The organism is Pseudoalteromonas sp. SCSIO 43088, assembly GCF_023650795.1.
In the GTDB taxonomy this organism is placed as follows: domain Bacteria; phylum Pseudomonadota; class Gammaproteobacteria; order Enterobacterales; family Alteromonadaceae; genus Pseudoalteromonas; species Pseudoalteromonas shioyasakiensis.
In genome coordinates this window covers 2,060,252-2,076,811 of sequence record NZ_CP072675.1, presented here as the reverse complement: position 1 = coordinate 2,076,811, position 16,560 = coordinate 2,060,252, and the positions used below count along the sequence as shown (strand labels likewise).

The 16,560-nt window shown below is 41.6% G+C and carries 12 protein-coding genes; 8 read left to right on the top strand and 4 right to left on the bottom strand.

Annotation, left to right across the window (positions count from 1 at the left end; translation table 11 throughout):
* The first annotated feature begins 3 nt into the window (after positions 1–3).
* The 6 genes from J8Z28_RS09660 to argA all read left to right on the top strand — a co-directional run bounded on the left by J8Z28_RS09660 (position 4) and on the right by argA (position 8,875).
* Positions 4–720, top strand: coding sequence for a succinate dehydrogenase iron-sulfur subunit (locus J8Z28_RS09660; RefSeq protein WP_054551369.1), 717 nt, complete (start codon positions 4–6; stop codon positions 718–720).
* A gap of 84 nt (positions 721–804) precedes the next feature.
* Complete coding sequence (locus tag J8Z28_RS09655; protein ID WP_063529502.1) at positions 805–3,624, top strand: 2-oxoglutarate dehydrogenase E1 component; 2,820 nt, start codon at positions 805–807, stop codon at positions 3,622–3,624.
* A gap of 3 nt (positions 3,625–3,627) precedes the next feature.
* Positions 3,628–5,124, top strand: a complete 1,497-nt coding sequence (gene odhB / locus J8Z28_RS09650; RefSeq protein WP_250659323.1) for a 2-oxoglutarate dehydrogenase complex dihydrolipoyllysine-residue succinyltransferase — start codon at positions 3,628–3,630, stop codon at positions 5,122–5,124.
* Positions 5,125–5,301: 177 nt separating this feature from the next.
* On the top strand, positions 5,302–6,468 hold the full coding sequence (gene sucC, locus J8Z28_RS09645) for an ADP-forming succinate--CoA ligase subunit beta (RefSeq protein WP_054561566.1): 1,167 nt from the start codon (positions 5,302–5,304) through the stop codon (positions 6,466–6,468).
* Positions 6,468–7,340, top strand: a complete 873-nt coding sequence (gene sucD, locus J8Z28_RS09640; RefSeq protein WP_054561565.1) for a succinate--CoA ligase subunit alpha — start codon at positions 6,468–6,470, stop codon at positions 7,338–7,340. The genes sucC and sucD overlap by 1 nt, the downstream gene beginning before the upstream one ends.
* Positions 7,341–7,534: 194 nt before the next feature.
* Positions 7,535–8,875, top strand: coding sequence for an amino-acid N-acetyltransferase (gene argA, locus J8Z28_RS09635; protein WP_175078374.1), 1,341 nt, complete (start codon positions 7,535–7,537; stop codon positions 8,873–8,875).
* Between the two features lie 76 nt (positions 8,876–8,951).
* Here the strand turns inward: argA and J8Z28_RS09630 are convergent, their stop codons facing one another.
* Entirely contained in the window at positions 8,952–10,022 is a 1,071-nt protein-coding gene (locus tag J8Z28_RS09630) for a DUF3083 family protein (RefSeq protein ID WP_054561563.1), read from the bottom strand.
* Positions 10,023–10,250: 228 nt separating this feature from the next.
* Here J8Z28_RS09630 and glnS point away from each other — a divergent pair, with 228 nt between their 5' ends.
* Positions 10,251–11,918 carry a glutamine--tRNA ligase gene (gene glnS, locus J8Z28_RS09625; RefSeq protein WP_166340235.1) on the top strand — a complete coding sequence of 556 codons (1,668 nt, stop codon included), beginning with the start codon at positions 10,251–10,253 and terminating at the stop codon, positions 11,916–11,918.
* Positions 11,919–12,004: 86 nt separating this feature from the next.
* Here glnS and J8Z28_RS09620 read toward each other — a convergent pair whose 3' ends face one another.
* Complete coding sequence (locus J8Z28_RS09620; protein ID WP_250660386.1) at positions 12,005–14,416, bottom strand: TonB-dependent receptor; 2,412 nt, start codon at positions 14,414–14,416, stop codon at positions 12,005–12,007.
* A gap of 154 nt (positions 14,417–14,570) precedes the next feature.
* Here J8Z28_RS09620 and J8Z28_RS09615 point away from each other — a divergent pair, with 154 nt between their 5' ends.
* Positions 14,571–15,098 carry a YaeQ family protein gene (locus J8Z28_RS09615; protein ID WP_063529254.1) on the top strand — a complete coding sequence of 176 codons (528 nt, stop codon included), beginning with the start codon at positions 14,571–14,573 and terminating at the stop codon, positions 15,096–15,098.
* On the opposite strand, the gene yfaE is transcribed toward J8Z28_RS09615, so the two are convergent.
* Both yfaE and nrdB read right to left on the bottom strand, forming a co-directional pair.
* Entirely contained in the window at positions 15,095–15,367 is a 273-nt protein-coding gene (gene yfaE, locus J8Z28_RS09610; RefSeq protein ID WP_250659322.1) for a class I ribonucleotide reductase maintenance protein YfaE, read from the bottom strand. The genes J8Z28_RS09615 and yfaE overlap by 4 nt on opposite strands.
* Positions 15,367–16,497 (bottom strand): class Ia ribonucleoside-diphosphate reductase subunit beta, encoded by a 1,131-nt coding sequence (nrdB, locus tag J8Z28_RS09605; RefSeq protein WP_054551358.1) that lies wholly within the window; start codon positions 16,495–16,497, stop codon positions 15,367–15,369. Before nrdB ends, yfaE begins: the two co-directional genes overlap by 1 nt.
* Positions 16,498–16,560 lie beyond the last annotated feature (63 nt).

Sequence of the window (16,560 nt, the reverse complement as noted above, 5' to 3'; positions counted from 1 at the left end):
ACGATGGCACAAGTACAATTTTCGGTTTATCGTTACAATCCAGATGTTGATAATGCACCACGTATGCAGGACTTCTCGCTAGAAACGCAAGAAGGCCAAGATATGATGGTATTGGATGCGCTTATGCAATTAAAAGAGCAAGATCCAACATTATCATTCCGTCGTTCATGCCGTGAAGGTGTGTGTGGTTCAGACGGTATCAACATGAATGGTAAAAACGGTTTAGCGTGTATTACTCCTTTATCAACGCTACTTAAAGGTGGCAAAGGTAAAATTGTAATTCGTCCTTTACCAGGTTTACCTGTGGTACGTGACCTTGTTATTGACATGAGTCAGTTCTACACTCAATACGAAAAAGTTAAGCCTTACCTAATCAACGACACGCCTGCGGCGGGTGAGCGTCTTCAGTCAATCGAAGAACGTGATAAGTTAGATGGCTTATATGAGTGTATCTTATGTGCATGTTGTTCAACATCGTGTCCTTCGTTCTGGTGGAATCCAGACAAGTTCATCGGTCCTGCGGGTCTTCTTCATGCGTATCGTTTCTTGGCTGATAGCCGCGATACAGCTACTGAAGAGCGTCTTGCTGACCTTGACGATGCGTTCAGCGTGTTCCGTTGTCACAGTATCATGAACTGTGTTAGCGTGTGTCCAAAAGGTCTTAACCCGACCAAAGCAATTGGACAAATCAAATCAATGCTTTTAAACCGCGCTGTTTAAAGCTTGAATATGTAAGGTGGTTAAGTGATTAACCACCTTGTTTTTACAACAATTAATTTCTGCGCTAAAGAAAAGGGCTTATAAATGCACGAAGGTGTGATGAAGGCATGGCTAGAATCTTCTCACTTAAACGGCGGTAACGTTGCTTACGTAGAAGAGCTTTATGAAGCGTACTTAGATGATGCGACTTCTGTGCCAGAAGAATGGCGAGAAGTGTTCGAACAATTACCAAAAGTTGATGGTGTGGATGTTGATGTTAAACATTCAGAAGTTCGTTCACAATTTGCACAGCTTGCTAAAAACAAGCATAGAGAAGTAGTGGTAGCAGAGGGTGGCTCTGGCGATCCTAAACAGGTCAAGGTGCTACAACTTATTAATGCTTTCCGTTTCCGTGGTCACCAAAATGCCAACCTAGATCCATTAGGTATTTGGCAACGCGAACGTGTTCGTGATCTAGAATTAGAGTACCACGATTTATCTGAAGCTGATTTTGACCGTGAATTCAATGTGGGTTCGTTTGCTGTCGGTCGCGAAACCATGCCATTAGGTGAGCTATATCAAGCACTCAAAACGACTTATTGTGGGTCGGTAGGTGCTGAGTATATGCACATCACTTCAACTGAAGAAAAACGTTGGTTACAACAACGTTTAGAATCAGTGCAATCACGTCCAACGTTCTCTAAAGAAGAAAAGCTACGTATCCTTAAAGGATTAACAGCTGCAGATGGCCTTGAAAAATATTTAGGGGCTAAGTTCCCTGGTGCAAAACGTTTCTCACTTGAAGGTGGTGATGCGTTAGTACCAATGCTTAAAGAACTAATTCATCGTGCAGGTGAAAGCGGACAAAAAGAAGCTGTTATTGGTATGGCTCACCGCGGTCGCTTGAACGTACTAGTGAACGTTTTAGGTAAAAACCCATCAGAATTATTCGATGAGTTCGCTGGTAAACACAAAGACACATTAGGCTCAGGTGATGTTAAATATCACATGGGTTATTCATCTGACTTTGCAACTAACGGTGGCAACGTGCACATGGCACTTGCATTTAACCCGTCTCACTTAGAAATCGTTAACCCAGTGGTTATGGGTTCGGTACGTGCTCGTTTAGACCGTCTAGGTGATAAGTCAGGTATTAAAGCATTACCAATTACTATTCACGGTGACTCTGCAATCGCAGGTCAAGGTGTTGTACAAGAAACATTTAACTTATCGCAAACTAATGCATTTAGTTGTGGTGGTAGTATCCGTATCGTTGTAAATAACCAAGTTGGTTTCACAACGTCTAAACAGTCTGATGTACGTTCTACACCATACTGTACTGATATTGCGAAAATGGTTCAGGCACCAATTTTCCACGTTAACTCTGACGATCCTGAAGCGGTTGCATTTGTTACTCAAATCGCACTTGATTTCAGAAACCAGTTTAAACGTGATGTAGTGATTGATTTAGTATGTTATCGCCGTCATGGTCATAACGAAGCGGATGAGCCGAACGCGACTCAACCACTTATGTACCAAAAAATCAAAAAGCATCCTGTACCTCGTCTAATTTACGCAGACCAATTAGTTGCTGAAGGTTCATTCTCAGAAAATGAAGTTAAAGCACTTGCTGATGATTACCGTAACGGTTTAGACAAAGGCAACTGTGTTGTTGAAGAAATTCAACTAGAAACATCGCACTCTTCTGATTGGGCTAAGTTTGTTGGTCACGATTGGGATGTTGAGTACGATGCAACAGTATCGGTTGAAAAGTTAAAAGAGCTTGGCGAAAAAGTAGCAAGCTTCCCAGAAAGCCACAAAGCACAGTCGCGCGTTAAGAAAATCTACGACGACCGTAAGCTAATGGCGACAGGTGAAAAACCACTTGATTGGGGTATGGCTGAAACACTTGCTTATGCAACCCTTGTTGATGCAGGTACAGATATCCGTTTAACAGGTCAAGATTCAGGCCGTGGTACATTCTTCCACCGTCATGCTGTTGTTCATAACCAAAAAGATGCATCAACATACTTGCCGCTGCAAAATATCAGCGAAAAGCAAGGTGCATTTGAAGTGTATGACTCAGTTCTGTCTGAAGAAGCAGTACTTGCATTTGAATATGGTTACGCAACAGCTGAACCTACGTCACTTGTAATGTGGGAAGCACAATTTGGTGACTTCGCTAACGGTGCACAAGTTGTATTTGACCAATTCTTAAGTTCAGGTGAGCAGAAGTGGGGCCGTTTATGTGGTCTTACATGTTTACTTCCACACGGTTATGAAGGTCAAGGTCCTGAGCATAGCTCGGCACGTTTAGAGCGTTTCTTACAGTTGTGTGCTGATCACAACATGCAAGTATGTGTTCCTTCAACACCTGCGCAAGTTTATGCAATGCTTCGTCGTCAATCTGTACGTCCACTTCGTCGTCCATTGATTGTTATGACGCCTAAGTCGCTACTTCGTCACCCGTTGGCAACATCTTCACTTGAAGAGTTATCTGAAGGTGTGTTCCACAATATGATCGATGAAATCGATGATATTGCAGCAGATAAAGTAGAACGCGTTGTATTCTGTAGCGGTAAAGTTTACTACGAACTACTGCAAGAGCGTCGTAAGCAAGAATTAAATAACATTGCTATTGTTCGTGTAGAACAATTATATCCATTCCCACACGCTGAGATGGATACAATCATGCAGCGTTACCAACACGTTAAAGATTTTGTTTGGTGTCAAGAAGAGCCACAAAACCAAGGTGCATGGTATTGTTCTCAACACCACTTTGTTGATGCAATCCCAGCCGGTGCTAAATTAACTTACGCAGGTCGTAAAGCATCAGCATCACCAGCGTGTGGTTACATGTCAGTGCATAATAAAGAACAACAAGCGCTCGTTGCAGATGCGCTTACTATTGAAAAGAAAGGATAAGCAATGAGCACAGAAATTAAAGTTCCTGTACTTCCTGAGTCGGTTGCTGATGCTACTGTTGCAACATGGCACGTAAGTGTTGGCGACAAAGTAAGCCGCGACCAAAACTTAGTAGATATCGAAACAGATAAAGTTGTTTTAGAAGTTGTTGCACCAAATGACGGTGTAATCACTGAAATTTCACAAGAAGAAGGTGCAACGGTACTTGGCGAACAAGTAATTGCATTACTTGGTGATGCAGATGCTGCACCAGCAAGTGACGAATCTGCACCAGCTCAATCAGAAGACGCGCCAGCGGCGCAATCAGCACCAGCATCAGAAGGTAAAGAAGTGGACATTAAAGTACCTGTACTTCCAGAATCAGTCGCAGACGCGACAATTGCTACTTGGCACGTTCAACCAGGTGAAGCGGTAACTCGCGACCAAAACCTTGTTGACATCGAAACTGATAAAGTTGTTCTTGAAGTTGTTGCTCAAGAAGACGGTATCATGGGTGAGCACATTCACGCTGAAGGCGAAACAGTACTTGGTGAGCAAGTAATTGGTACAGTTAAAGCGGGTGCAGCACCGGCAGCAGCTCCTAAAGCTGAAGCAGCACCAGCAAGCGATTCAAATGATAGCTCTGACGTATTAACGCCGTCAGTTCGTCGTTTAATCGCTGAGAAAGGCCTTGATGCATCAAAAATCAAAGGTACTGGCAAAAATGGCCGTGTAACTAAAGAAGATGTTGATACATTCTTAAAAGCACCGGCAGCAGCTCCTAAAGCGGAAGCAGCAGCGCCAGCAGCACCTATGGGTGACCGTACGCAAAAACGTGTTCCTATGACTCGTTTACGTAAAACAATCGCTAATCGTCTTCTTGAAGCGAAAAACTCAACTGCAATGTTAACGACGTTCAACGAAGTTAACATGAAGCCAATCATGGACCTTCGTAAGCAGTACCAAGAAGTATTCGAAAAGCGTCACGGTATCCGTTTAGGTTTCATGTCTTTCTACGTGAAAGCAGTTACTGAAGCACTTAAGCGTTTCCCTGAAGTAAATGCGTCTATCGACGGTGATGATATTGTTTATCACAACTACTTCGACATCAGCATCGCGGTTTCTACACCACGTGGTCTTGTTACTCCAGTTCTTAAAGACTGTGACAAGCTATCAGTTGCTGAAATCGAAAAAGGTATCCGTGAGCTAGCGCTTAAAGGTCGTGACGGTAAATTATCAATTGATGACATGACAGGTGGTAACTTCACTATCACTAACGGTGGTGTATTCGGTTCATTACTATCTACACCAATCATCAACTTACCACAGTCTTCAATCTTAGGTATGCACAAAATCCAAGAGCGTCCTATGGCTGTAAATGGTAAAGTTGAAATCTTACCAATGATGTACTTAGCGTTATCTTATGATCACCGCCAAATCGATGGTAAAGAATCAGTAGGTTTCTTAGTAACAATTAAAGAGTTACTTGAAGATCCGACTCGTTTACTACTAGATGTTTAATCTGGTTGTATGAAAACTAAGCTGTGAACCTCGTTCACAGCTTTTTTTTTGCGCCTTTGGTCTAACTGGGGTTTTCATGTGGAGCCTTGGGATTTATACTAAGTGCGCAATTTGGGATAGCTGTTTATTTTGCATAAATATTCAGCTCTTTTAGTATAAAAAATTGGATAAAGCATCATGAATTTGCATGAGTATCAGGCAAAACAACTTTTTGCCGAATATGGTTTACCAGTTTCTCAAGGTTTCGCTTGCGATACACCTGAAGAAGCTGCAGCAGCTGCTGAGAAAATCGGCGGTGATATGTGGGTTGTTAAAACACAGGTTCACGCAGGTGGCCGTGGTAAAGCTGGCGGTGTTAAGCTAGTTAAAACAACTGACGAAGTTAAAGAGTTCGCTGCGAACTGGTTAGGTAAAAACTTAGTTACTTACCAAACAGACGAAAATGGTCAGCCAGTATCAAAAATTCTTGTTGAAAGCTGCACTGACATCGCTAACGAATTATACCTTGGCGCTGTAGTAGATCGTGCTTCTCGTAAAGTTGTTTTCATGGCATCTACTGAAGGTGGTGTTGAAATCGAGCAAGTTGCAGAAGAAACTCCAGAACTAATTCACAAAGCTGAGATCGATCCACTAGTTGGTCCTCAAGCTTACCAAGCTCGTGAGTTAGGCTTCAAACTAGGTTTAAACCCTACTCAAATGAAACAGTTCGTTAAGATCTTCATGGGTCTTGCTAACATGTTCAACGATTTCGATTTCGCACTATTAGAAATCAACCCGCTAGTAATCACAGACGAAGGTAACCTTCACTGTCTAGACGGTAAAATCGGTGTAGATGGTAACGCGCTTTACCGTCAACCTAAAATCCGTGAAATGCACGATCCTTCACAAGAAGATGCGCGTGAAGCTCACGCTGCAAGCTTCGAGCTTAACTACGTTGCACTAGACGGTAACGTTGGTTGTATGGTTAACGGTGCAGGCCTAGCAATGGGTACTATGGACATCGTAAACCTACACGGTGGCAAGCCAGCTAACTTCCTAGATGTTGGTGGCGGTGCAACTAAAGAGCGTGTATCTGAAGCATTCAAGATCATCTTATCTGACGACAACGTTAAAGCTGTTTTAGTTAACATCTTTGGTGGTATCGTACGTTGTGACATGATCGCAGAAGGTATCATCGGCGCAGTTAAAGAAGTAGGTGTTAACGTTCCTGTAGTAGTACGTTTAGAAGGTACTAACGCTGAACTTGGTCGTGAAGTACTAGCTAGTTCTGACCTTAACATCATCGCTGCTGAATCACTAACAGACGCAGCTGAAAAAGTTGTTGCTGCTGCGGAGGGCAAATAATGTCTGTATTAATCAATAAAGATACAAAAGTTATCTGTCAAGGTTTCACAGGTGGCCAAGGTACTTTCCACTCTGAGCAAGCGCTTGAGTACGGTACACAAATGGTTGGTGGTGTAAGCCCAGGTAAAGGCGGTCAAACGCACCTTGGTCTTCCAGTATTCAACACAGTACGTGACGCTGTTGAAGCAACTGGCGCAACTGCATCAGTTATCTACGTACCAGCACCTTTCTGTAAAGATGCAATCTTAGAAGCTATCGATGCTGGCATCGAGCTAATCGTTTGTATCACTGAAGGTATCCCAACACTAGACATGGTTGACGTTAAAGTTAAGCTTGATGAAACTGGTGTTCGTATGATCGGTCCTAACTGCCCAGGTGTTATCACTCCGGGTGAAACTAAGATCGGTATCATGCCTGGTCACATCCACAAGCCTGGTAAAGTAGGTATCGTATCACGTTCTGGTACTCTTACTTACGAAGCGGTTAAGCAAACTACTGACGCTGGTTTCGGCCAATCAACATGTGTTGGTATCGGTGGTGACCCAATCCCTGGCACTAACTTCATCGACGTTTTAGAAATGTTCGAAAAAGACGAGCAAACTGAAGCTATTGTTATGATCGGTGAAATCGGTGGTACTGCAGAAGAAGAAGCTGCAGAATACATCAAGCACAACGTGACTAAACCAGTTGTTTCTTACATTGCGGGTGTTACTGCACCTCCAGGTAAGCGTATGGGTCACGCTGGTGCAATCATCGCAGGCGGTAAAGGTACTGCTGATGAGAAATTTGCTGCATTAGAAGCTGCTGGCGTAAAAACTGTACGTTCATTAGCTGATATCGGTAATGCACTTAAAGAGAAAACAGGCTGGTAATCAGTTCTAATCTCTTAAAAAAGGCTCGCTTATGCGGGCCTTTTTTGTATCTATCACTTTTTTGTTCCTTACAAGAAAATTCCAATCATAAATTAAGAATAATAATGCTTTATTTGTGAATATAAATTCTCTACACTTGTGGCTTGTATATCTGTTTTTATTAAAACACTCGACTTTAATAAGGTAAATATTACGTGCGTACCACAGAATTGGTAGATGGATTTCGCCAGTCAACCCCATACGTTAATGCTCACCGCGGTAAAACATTTGTTGTTATGCTTGGCGGAGAGGCGATCGATCAGTCTGGTTGTCGTAGCATCATCAACGATGTCGCGCTATTAACTAGTCTTGGTATTAAGATTGTTTTAGTGTTTGGTGCTCGCCCACAGTTTAACGCAGCGCTTGAGCAAGTTGGCATAACTAGTCAGTTTCATAATGAGATACGGGTAACTGATAACGCAACATTTGATGTAATTAAAAAAGTTGCGGGTGCAATGCAGTTCGATATAACCGCGCGTTTATCTACGTCTTTAAGTAGCACCCCAATGTCTGGCTCATTTTTAAATGTGGTGAGTGGTAATTTTGTTATTGCTCAGCCTTTAGGTGTTGATGAAGGTGTTGATTATCATCATTCAGGTAGAGTGAGACGTATCGATGTTGCGGGTATTCGCCACCAGTTAGATAACAACGGAATTGTTCTGCTTGGGCCAATAGCGGCGTCTGTTACAGGTGAAAGCTTTAACTTAACTGCTGAAGAAATTGCTACGCAAGTAGCTCTCAAACTACGTGCCGATAAAATGCTTGGCTTTTGTAAAGAAGCCGGTATTTTGGATGAAAATGGTGAGGCGATTGCAGAGCTAATGCCAAATGAAGCTGAGCAACTATTAGCAAGCTATCGCAAGCAACCTGACTCATGTGTAAGTGCAACCGTATTCTTACAAGCTGCTATTGATGCTTGTCGAGGTGGTGTACATCGTTGCCATCTTGTTAGTTACAAAGAAGATGGTGCACTATTACAAGAGCTGTTCTCTTTAGATGGTATTGGTACACAAATCGCACCACAAAGCTCTGAGCAATTACGAAGTGCAAGTATTGCTGATATTACCGGTATCATTAACCTTATTAGACCCCTTGAACAGCAAGGCTATTTAGTGCGCCGTTCACGTGAACAGCTAGAAATCGAAATTGAACAATTTACGGTTATTGAGCGTGATGGTTTAATTATAGCCTGTGCGGCTTTGTATCCGTTTGCTGATGAACAAGTAGGGGAGTTTGCAAGTTTGGCTGTGCACCCTCAGTACCGAGATGCCGATCGTGGCAGTTATCTACTGAGGTTTATTATTAATAAGGCTAAACGTGCGGGTTATTCACATTTATTTGCTCTCACCACACGCAGCATTCACTGGTTTTTAGAGCAAAGTTTTGAAATAGTGACCGTTGATGAGCTACCTGCGAAGAAAAAAGCGCTTTATAACCATGAACGTCGCTCTAAAGTATTGCGTCTAGATTTAACTAAGCTAGGAAATAAGAGGTGACGCATGCGTCACCTCTTATATACCCAAACCACCTAAAGGTGTGAGTTTCAGCATCTTGAGGAGCTTGGGTATACTCTTAATATTGATAGTTAATGTGCTGATAAAAACGCACGCGTAAATCTTGGCGAGTTGGATTAAATGCCAGCTCGTCAGTAACTTCATTTATCGCACTTTGCACTTGATTCATAAACTTACCATAACCAATGTCATGCTTGTCTTTATCGGCTGCGGCAATCACAAAATGTAGTGAATCTACAAGTTGATCTGCATCCCAATACTGTTGTAATTGCACCTGCTCAGAGCTGCAATCAAAGGTTAGCTTTTGCAGTTCGCTGTTACTTTGTGCGTTATCAATATTGCTATTACGAACAATAGGGCGGGTACCGTTTGCGATGAAAGCGCCGAGTGTTAATCCGCGTTTATCACATGCTCGTTTGAATGCATCAAAGATGTATTGATAAAACTGCGTGTAATTCTCTTCATTCAACATATGCTGAAATTGCGTTTTAATGGCGCGAGTTACTGGAATCGAAAACCCAGCGTATGTCATCTCACTGTGTTCATTTGGTAAATGACATTGGCGAGACTGGTAACGTGGATATAAGCTACGTAATTTATAGCCATAGCTTTCTTTGTGACCTTTCGCTTTAGCAAATAAATCATAAGTTAGATGTTGGTGGTCACGAATTTTAAGAGGTGGTTGGCCGCTTAGTAGTTTTTCTTGTAGTGAGTTGATCACTCTTTGCACGTTATGATGAAAACTAGCCGCATGAGCGCGAATATCTTCACCGGTCGCTAAGAATAATAAACGAATTTTTTTGCATTTTTGCTCACCATCAGCAAATACATTATGTGCTTCATGGTATTGTGGGTTATAGAAAAACAAAATTTGCTTAGCGGTTTCTAAGCTATATGCCTCATCATGGTAACGAACCACTGGCAGTTTATCGTTGGCGATTAGGTGTACATTATGTAATTCATACTCATCACATAGTGCAAATAACTCCCTTGCAAGACGCTTATAAGCACAGCTCACATTGGTGAACTGGGCAAAAAACTCATCAGTAGGTTTAAATTCAACTAACACATACTGGTTTGCACGTGCTGAGCTTGGAATATAGACTCGATGTTGATTGAGCGAAGCCATCTTTTTTCCTTATTGGTAGTGAAACTGACGGCACTATATCGCTAGTCAATGATCATTTTATTGCGTTAGAACAATTTTTTTACCGATTTTGTCGAGTCTGTGAACTATGTATTCAACAATCGACGTAATATCTTCAATAAACATGATGCAACCACTGTATGTTAGGGTTTGTTTTTGTAATAATGCATTAGTTTTGTCACCATGCAATATTCAGAGGATTATGCTCCTATGGCGGAAATTGAGAATCGCCCAAGTAACTTTATTAGAACGCGTATCGACGAAGATCTAGCAAGCGGTAAGCATGCGACTACACACACGCGTTTTCCACCAGAACCAAACGGTTTTTTACACATTGGTCATGCAAAGTCTATTTGTTTGAATTTTGGTATCGCCCAAGATTATCAAGGTCTTTGTAACTTACGTTTTGATGATACGAACCCAGAAAAAGAAGACATCAACTACGTAAACTCGATTAAAGAAGATGTGCAGTGGTTAGGTTTCCAGTGGGATGGTGAAATTAAATATTCATCTAACTATTTCGATGCGTTATATGGCTATGCTGTTGAGCTTATCGAAAAAGGCCTAGCATATGTGTGTTTCTTATCGCCAGATCAAGCTCGTGAATACCGTGGTACTTTAAAAGAACCAGGTAAAAACAGCCCATACCGTGATACGCCAGTTGAAGAAAACCTAGCGTTATTCGAAAAAATGCGTAATGGCGAATTCAAAGAAGGTGAGTGTGTACTGCGTGCTAAAATCGATATGGCAAGCTCATTCATGGTACTGCGTGATCCAATTTTATACCGTGTACGTTTTGCTCATCACCACCAAACAGGTGACAAGTGGTGCATTTACCCAATGTACGACTTCACGCACTGTATTTCAGATGCGCTAGAAGGTATTACACATTCATTATGTACGCTTGAGTTCCAAGATAACCGTCGCTTATACGATTGGGTATTAGATAACATCAGCCTTGAGTGTCATCCGCAACAAATCGAGTTCTCACGATTAAATCTTGAGTACACCATTATGTCTAAGCGTAAATTAAACGACTTAGTGGTAAATGGTCATGTTGAAGGCTGGGACGACCCACGTATGCCAACGATTGCTGGTTTACGTCGTCGTGGTTATACACCTGCATCAGTACGTGAGTTCTGTTCTCGTATCGGTATCACTAAACAAGAGAACATGGTTGAAATGGGCATGCTAGAAGCCTGTATCCGTGAAGACCTAAATGAGCATGCACCTCGTGCAATGGCTGTTCTTGATCCTGTGAAGATTGTTATCGAAAACTATGACGCAGATAAAGTAGAGACGTTATCTGTTGCTAATCACCCGAATAAAGAAGAGATGGGTCGCCGTGACGTACCTTTCACTCGTGAGCTTTATATCGAGCGTGAAGACTTCCGTGAAGAAGCAAACAACAAGTTTAAGCGTTTAGTTCTTGATAAAGAAGTACGTTTACGTGGTGCTTATGTAATTAAAGCTGAGCGCGTTGAAAAAGACGAAAACGGCGAAATTACGACTATCTTCTGCTCTTACGATCCTGAAACTCTGGGTAAAAACCCAAGTGATGGCCGTAAAGTTAAAGGTGTAATTCACTGGGTATCAGCGAGTGAATCTATCACAGCTGAAGTTCGTTTATACGACCGTTTATTTAACGTGCCAAACCCAGCGGCAGCAGAAGACTTTAACGCAACACTAAACCCTGAATCACTTGTGGTTCTTGAAAATGCGAAAGTTGAGCCGTCACTTGCAAATGCACAAGCAGAGCAGGGCTTCCAGTTTGAGCGTACAGGTTACTTCTGTCGTGATAGCAAAGCAGAAACATTAGTATTCAATCAAACTGTGGGTCTTCGTGATTCATGGGCAAAGATTGAACAAAAGGGCTAATAGCTAACCTATTTAGTTTCTATGCTTAATAAAAAAACCCTTTCACTTTAAAAGTGAAAGGGTTTTTTTATAACTATTAAATGCGATTAGAAATAACCGCGAATACCCAAGCTGAAGTTACGACCAGGTAGTGGTGCTTTTTCTTTAATGAATGAGCTGTGTACGAAACCAAGTTCATCAGTTAAGTTGTCAACATTAATGTAAAGCTGTGTATCAACAGGACCTAAGTCAAGTTGGTAGTTAGCTGATGCATCAAATAGGGTATAACCGTCAGTTTTTGTCTCATAAGCAGTAATGTCAGACTGCTCAAAATAATGAGTACCTGTTAGGCTAAACTTCCAATCAGACACTGTGTACTGTAATTCAGAACCCAGTTTATTAGCCGGAATACGCGGTAAGTAACCTTCATCATCTTGTAGCTTAGCCGTTGTTGAATCACCAAACACTTTAACTAGCGCACTTGGCGTCACTTGATAATGTACGTCAAATTCAATACCGTATAATTTCGCATCTTTACTTGTGAATTGGTAAACCGCCATTGCATCTTCATCTGCATCAGCTGCTGATTCTAAGCCATGCTCTTCGTCGAAAACTAAACCGGTATTTTGCTGGTAGTAGTAGTTTTCAATGTCGTTATAGAAGAAGTTAACTGTGTAACCAAAGTCACCAATAAAACGGCGGAAACTTAAATCAAAGTTCGTTGCAGTTTCTTGCTCGATATCTTCTGGCTCAAAATGAATTTCGCCATCTTCAATATGATAACCAAGGCCTAGCTCGTAAGTACCTGTTGAGATATGAATACCGTTTGAAAGTAATTCAGCACTCAGCGGCGCACGTTCTGAACGAGATACACTTAAAGCAACACTTTGGCCTTCTTGATATTGCGAAATTACACCTGCAGATAAGCTTAGGTTTGTGAAATCTTCACTGTAGTTAATGATTTCAGCTTCTTCTTCGTCATGGTGCTCTTCTTCCTCTTCATGATCGTGATGATGCTCAGCCATGCTTACAGCAGAATCGATTTGATAATCTTCAAGGCGTGCACCTAGCTCAATGGTCACATCACCAAACTGGCGCTCTTCAAGAACGAATAACGCGTTTGTTTTAGTGACACTTGCTGGCGTAAAGGCTTCTTCACCATCTGCATCATAGTCAGACTCAGTGTAGTGGTAACCAGCCATACCGTGCCAAAGGCCTAACTTGTGCTCAACGGTTGCACGTGCTTCGGTTGTTTTGTTTGTAAACACCGTGCCCACTGCACCATCTTCAATTTCAGCGTGTTTGTAGTCTGTGTAGCCAACGCGTAGTGAGATATTTTCAATCCAGTTATCATGAAGTGCATAGCTCATGTAACCTTGCCAGCGGTCTTGCTCTAGCTGTGCAAATACTGACTCTTCGTGCTCTTCTTCACCTTCATGTTCATCATGACCTTCCTCTTCTTCTTCATGATGATGATGCTCATGAGCAGGAATACCGTAATCTGTTTCGATGCGGCCGAATGACACACCTAGCGTTAGGTGATCGCCCACGTAACTAGTACCAAAGTTAACTGTTTGGCTATCGATAAAGGTGTTTTCTACGCTATTAGCAGTTTCGTGTTCTTCATGCTCTTCACCTTCATGTTCCTCGTGCTCTTCATGTTCCTCAGGAAGCTCAAAGTTTGGTGTGTCATAATCGTGACCTTTGCGCTTTGTTCCATCGAAATGGAAGTTGAAACCATCATTACCGGTTTCAAGTTTTGCTGCATAGGTGTTGGTATTTGATACTGTATCGTGTGTGTATTGTGCAGCACCGGTTAAAGACTCGATGTTATCGGTAGGAATACGGTTATCAACAACGTTCACCACACCACCGATAGCGCCAGAGCCATAAAGTAGGGTCGCAGGGCCGCGAAGTACTTCGATTTGCTCTGCCGCTAGGCTATCATTTGATGTTGCGTGGTCAGGGCCAATACGTGATGCATCACTGCTATCAAGGCCATTTTGGGTGATCTTTACACGCGGACCATCTAAACCACGAATAATTGGACTTGATGAAACTGGGCCAAAGTAACTTGCATTAACGCCTGGTAAACCTTTTAGTGTTTCGCCTAATGTCGGTTTTGCTTTATCTTTTAACTCATCACCGGCTAAAACATTCACTGGCGAAATCATTTCAAGACTATTTTTATGAAGTGCTGATGCATAAACAACAACAGTTTCAACTGATGTTGGTGTAAGCGTAACCACAACATTTTGGTCTTCGCCATTAATAGCAACACGCTTATCGATGAAATTGTTTTTACTGATGTGAAGCTGACCTTTACTGTCTACATCAATTCTAAACTGACCTTGTTTGTCAGTGACAACGCTTTGTGATTTGCCGTGTACATGTATTTCAGCATTGCTGATAGGTTTTTGGTTTTTATCTAATACTTGACCTGTGATCACAGCAGCCATTGTTGATTGAGAAAACAGCGCAGCGGCAACAGCACTAGAAAGAATTGAAACTTGTTTCATCATTACTACTTCTAAGTTTGTTGTTGAGTGTGGTGATATAATATAACACCGCAATTTTTTTACTGCAATAACGTTATACTATAACTTCACCTTAAGTCGCGATTTTAACACCATACACTATACTTAGACTGTTACACCAAGATGGCCAAATCTTATGTCTGATAAAAATAGGGTATTCAAAGCAAATTTTACCATTGCTGATTTAAGAGAGCACCGTAATCACAAAGAGGTGTTTACCACTGCTTGTGACCGTCGTGAAAGCTATCAACACTTTGTACTCAAGCTTTTAAGTTATTGCTTATTTTCACACAACGAAACAGCCATATTGAATGCAAGGTTCAGTCATGCTGAACCAGATGTATCAATAAAAGCGCTTGATGACCACTATCAAACATGGCTTGCTGTTGACCAACCAGATATTTTACAGCTCAACAAAATCGCTAAGCGGGTCGATGAACTATGGGTCGTGACAACCTTAAACAATGATTGGCTTAAAGAAAATGAACACCAGTTGGAACTTATCAATAATGGTCATTTAATTGCGTTTGATAACAGCTTTATTGAGGAATTAGCGAGTCATCTAACTAAAAACTTACAGTGGGATGTTACGATTGATCAGCAAATGGTGAGTGTGTCGGATAAAGAAAATTTCTACCAAACCAGTGAGCTTATTTGGCATTAAAGCTCAATTTTTACTTTCCCATTGGGTTTACTACAACACAGTAACACTTCGCCAGCTCTCACGAACGCAAGTGGCTCTTGATTATAGCTCACATTACCTTCGATTAATTTTGCACGGCAAGCGCCACAATAACCTTCACGGCATTGGTAGGGGACATCTATTTTGTTTTGTTCTAGGCATTCAAGGAGAGATGAACAGCCAGAATCAAATTCAAGATTCTGGCTGTCTGTTCCTGCAAGGATAACCTCTGCAGTTTTGTTTGAGCTCATTACAGGTCGAAGTCACCAAAGTCAGATGCATCAACTTGAGAGTCAATTTGACCAACAAGGTAAGAGCTGATTTCAGCTTCTTGTGGAGCAACTTGAACATTGTCTGATACTAACCAAGAGTTGATCCACGGAATAGGGTTACTCTTACTTTCAAACTGTGCAGGTAGGCCTACTGCAGTCATACGTGCATTAGTGATGTATTCAACGTATTGGCATAAGATATCTTTGTTAAGACCAATCATAGAACCATCTTTGAACAGGTATTCTGCCCAATCTTTTTCTTGTTCTGCTGCTTCAACAAACATCTGAATTGCTTCTTCACGACATTGTGCCGCAACGATTGCCATTTCTGGGTCGTCTTTACCTTCTTGCATAATGTTCAAGATGTGCTGTGTACCAGATAAGTGTAACGCTTCATCACGGGCGATTAGCTTGATGATTTTTGCATTACCTTCCATTAATTCACGCTCAGCGAAAGCAAATGAACAAGCAAAGCTTACATAGAAACGAATCGCTTCTAAGATGTTAACCGACATCATTGCTAGGTAAAGTTGCTTTTTAAGATCAAATAAGCTGACTTTAACCTCTTCACCATTGATCACATGTTTACCTTCACCATATAGGTTGTAAACAGAAATCATGTTTATTAAATCATCGTAATACTTAGTTACCGCATCAGCACGCTCACTGATTTTCTCGTTGCTTACGATATCGTCAAAGATAAGTTCAGGAGATTGCGTAACGTTACGAATAATGTGTGTGTATGAACGGCTGTGAATAGTTTCACTAAATGCCCATGTTTCAATCCAAGTTTCTAGCTCAGGAATAGACACAATAGGTAGTAACGCAACGTTAGGCGAACGACCTTGCACACTATCAAGTAGCGTTTGATATTTTAAGTTACTTAAAAAGATGTGCTTTTCGTGCTCTGGTAACGCTTGGAAGTCAAGACGGTCTTTACTTACATCAACTTCTTCAGGACGCCAAAAGAACGAAAGTTGCTTTTCAATTAGCTTTTCGAAGATAGGGTACTTTTGTTGGTCGTAACGTGACACGTTTACCGTTTGGCCGAAAAACATCGGTTCTTGTAATTGGTTATTATGATTTCGGCTAAAAGTTGTATATGACATAGTGATTTCTCAAAAAACAGTCAGGACAAAGCGGGCTAATGAGCCCGCTTTTGTTATGTTATT

Bases quoted from the DNA above. Each gene is read 5' to 3' on its own strand.
- J8Z28_RS09660 (WP_054551369.1), top strand. From the start codon at position 4: ATGGCACAAGTACAATTTTCGGTTTATCGTTACAATCCAGATGTTGAT.
- J8Z28_RS09655 (WP_063529502.1), top strand. From the start codon at position 805: ATGCACGAAGGTGTGATGAAGGCATGGCTAGAATCTTCTCACTTAAAC.
- odhB (WP_250659323.1), top strand. From the start codon at position 3,628: ATGAGCACAGAAATTAAAGTTCCTGTACTTCCTGAGTCGGTTGCTGAT.
- sucC (WP_054561566.1), top strand. From the start codon at position 5,302: ATGAATTTGCATGAGTATCAGGCAAAACAACTTTTTGCCGAATATGGT.
- sucD (WP_054561565.1), top strand. From the start codon at position 6,468: ATGTCTGTATTAATCAATAAAGATACAAAAGTTATCTGTCAAGGTTTC.
- J8Z28_RS09630 (WP_054561563.1), bottom strand. From the start codon at position 10,022: ATGGCTTCGCTCAATCAACATCGAGTCTATATTCCAAGCTCAGCACGT.
- glnS (WP_166340235.1), top strand. From the start codon at position 10,251: ATGGCGGAAATTGAGAATCGCCCAAGTAACTTTATTAGAACGCGTATC.
- J8Z28_RS09620 (WP_250660386.1), bottom strand. From the start codon at position 14,416: ATGAAACAAGTTTCAATTCTTTCTAGTGCTGTTGCCGCTGCGCTGTTT.
- J8Z28_RS09615 (WP_063529254.1), top strand. From the start codon at position 14,571: ATGTCTGATAAAAATAGGGTATTCAAAGCAAATTTTACCATTGCTGAT.
- yfaE (WP_250659322.1), bottom strand. From the start codon at position 15,367: ATGAGCTCAAACAAAACTGCAGAGGTTATCCTTGCAGGAACAGACAGC.
- nrdB (WP_054551358.1), bottom strand. From the start codon at position 16,497: ATGTCATATACAACTTTTAGCCGAAATCATAATAACCAATTACAAGAA.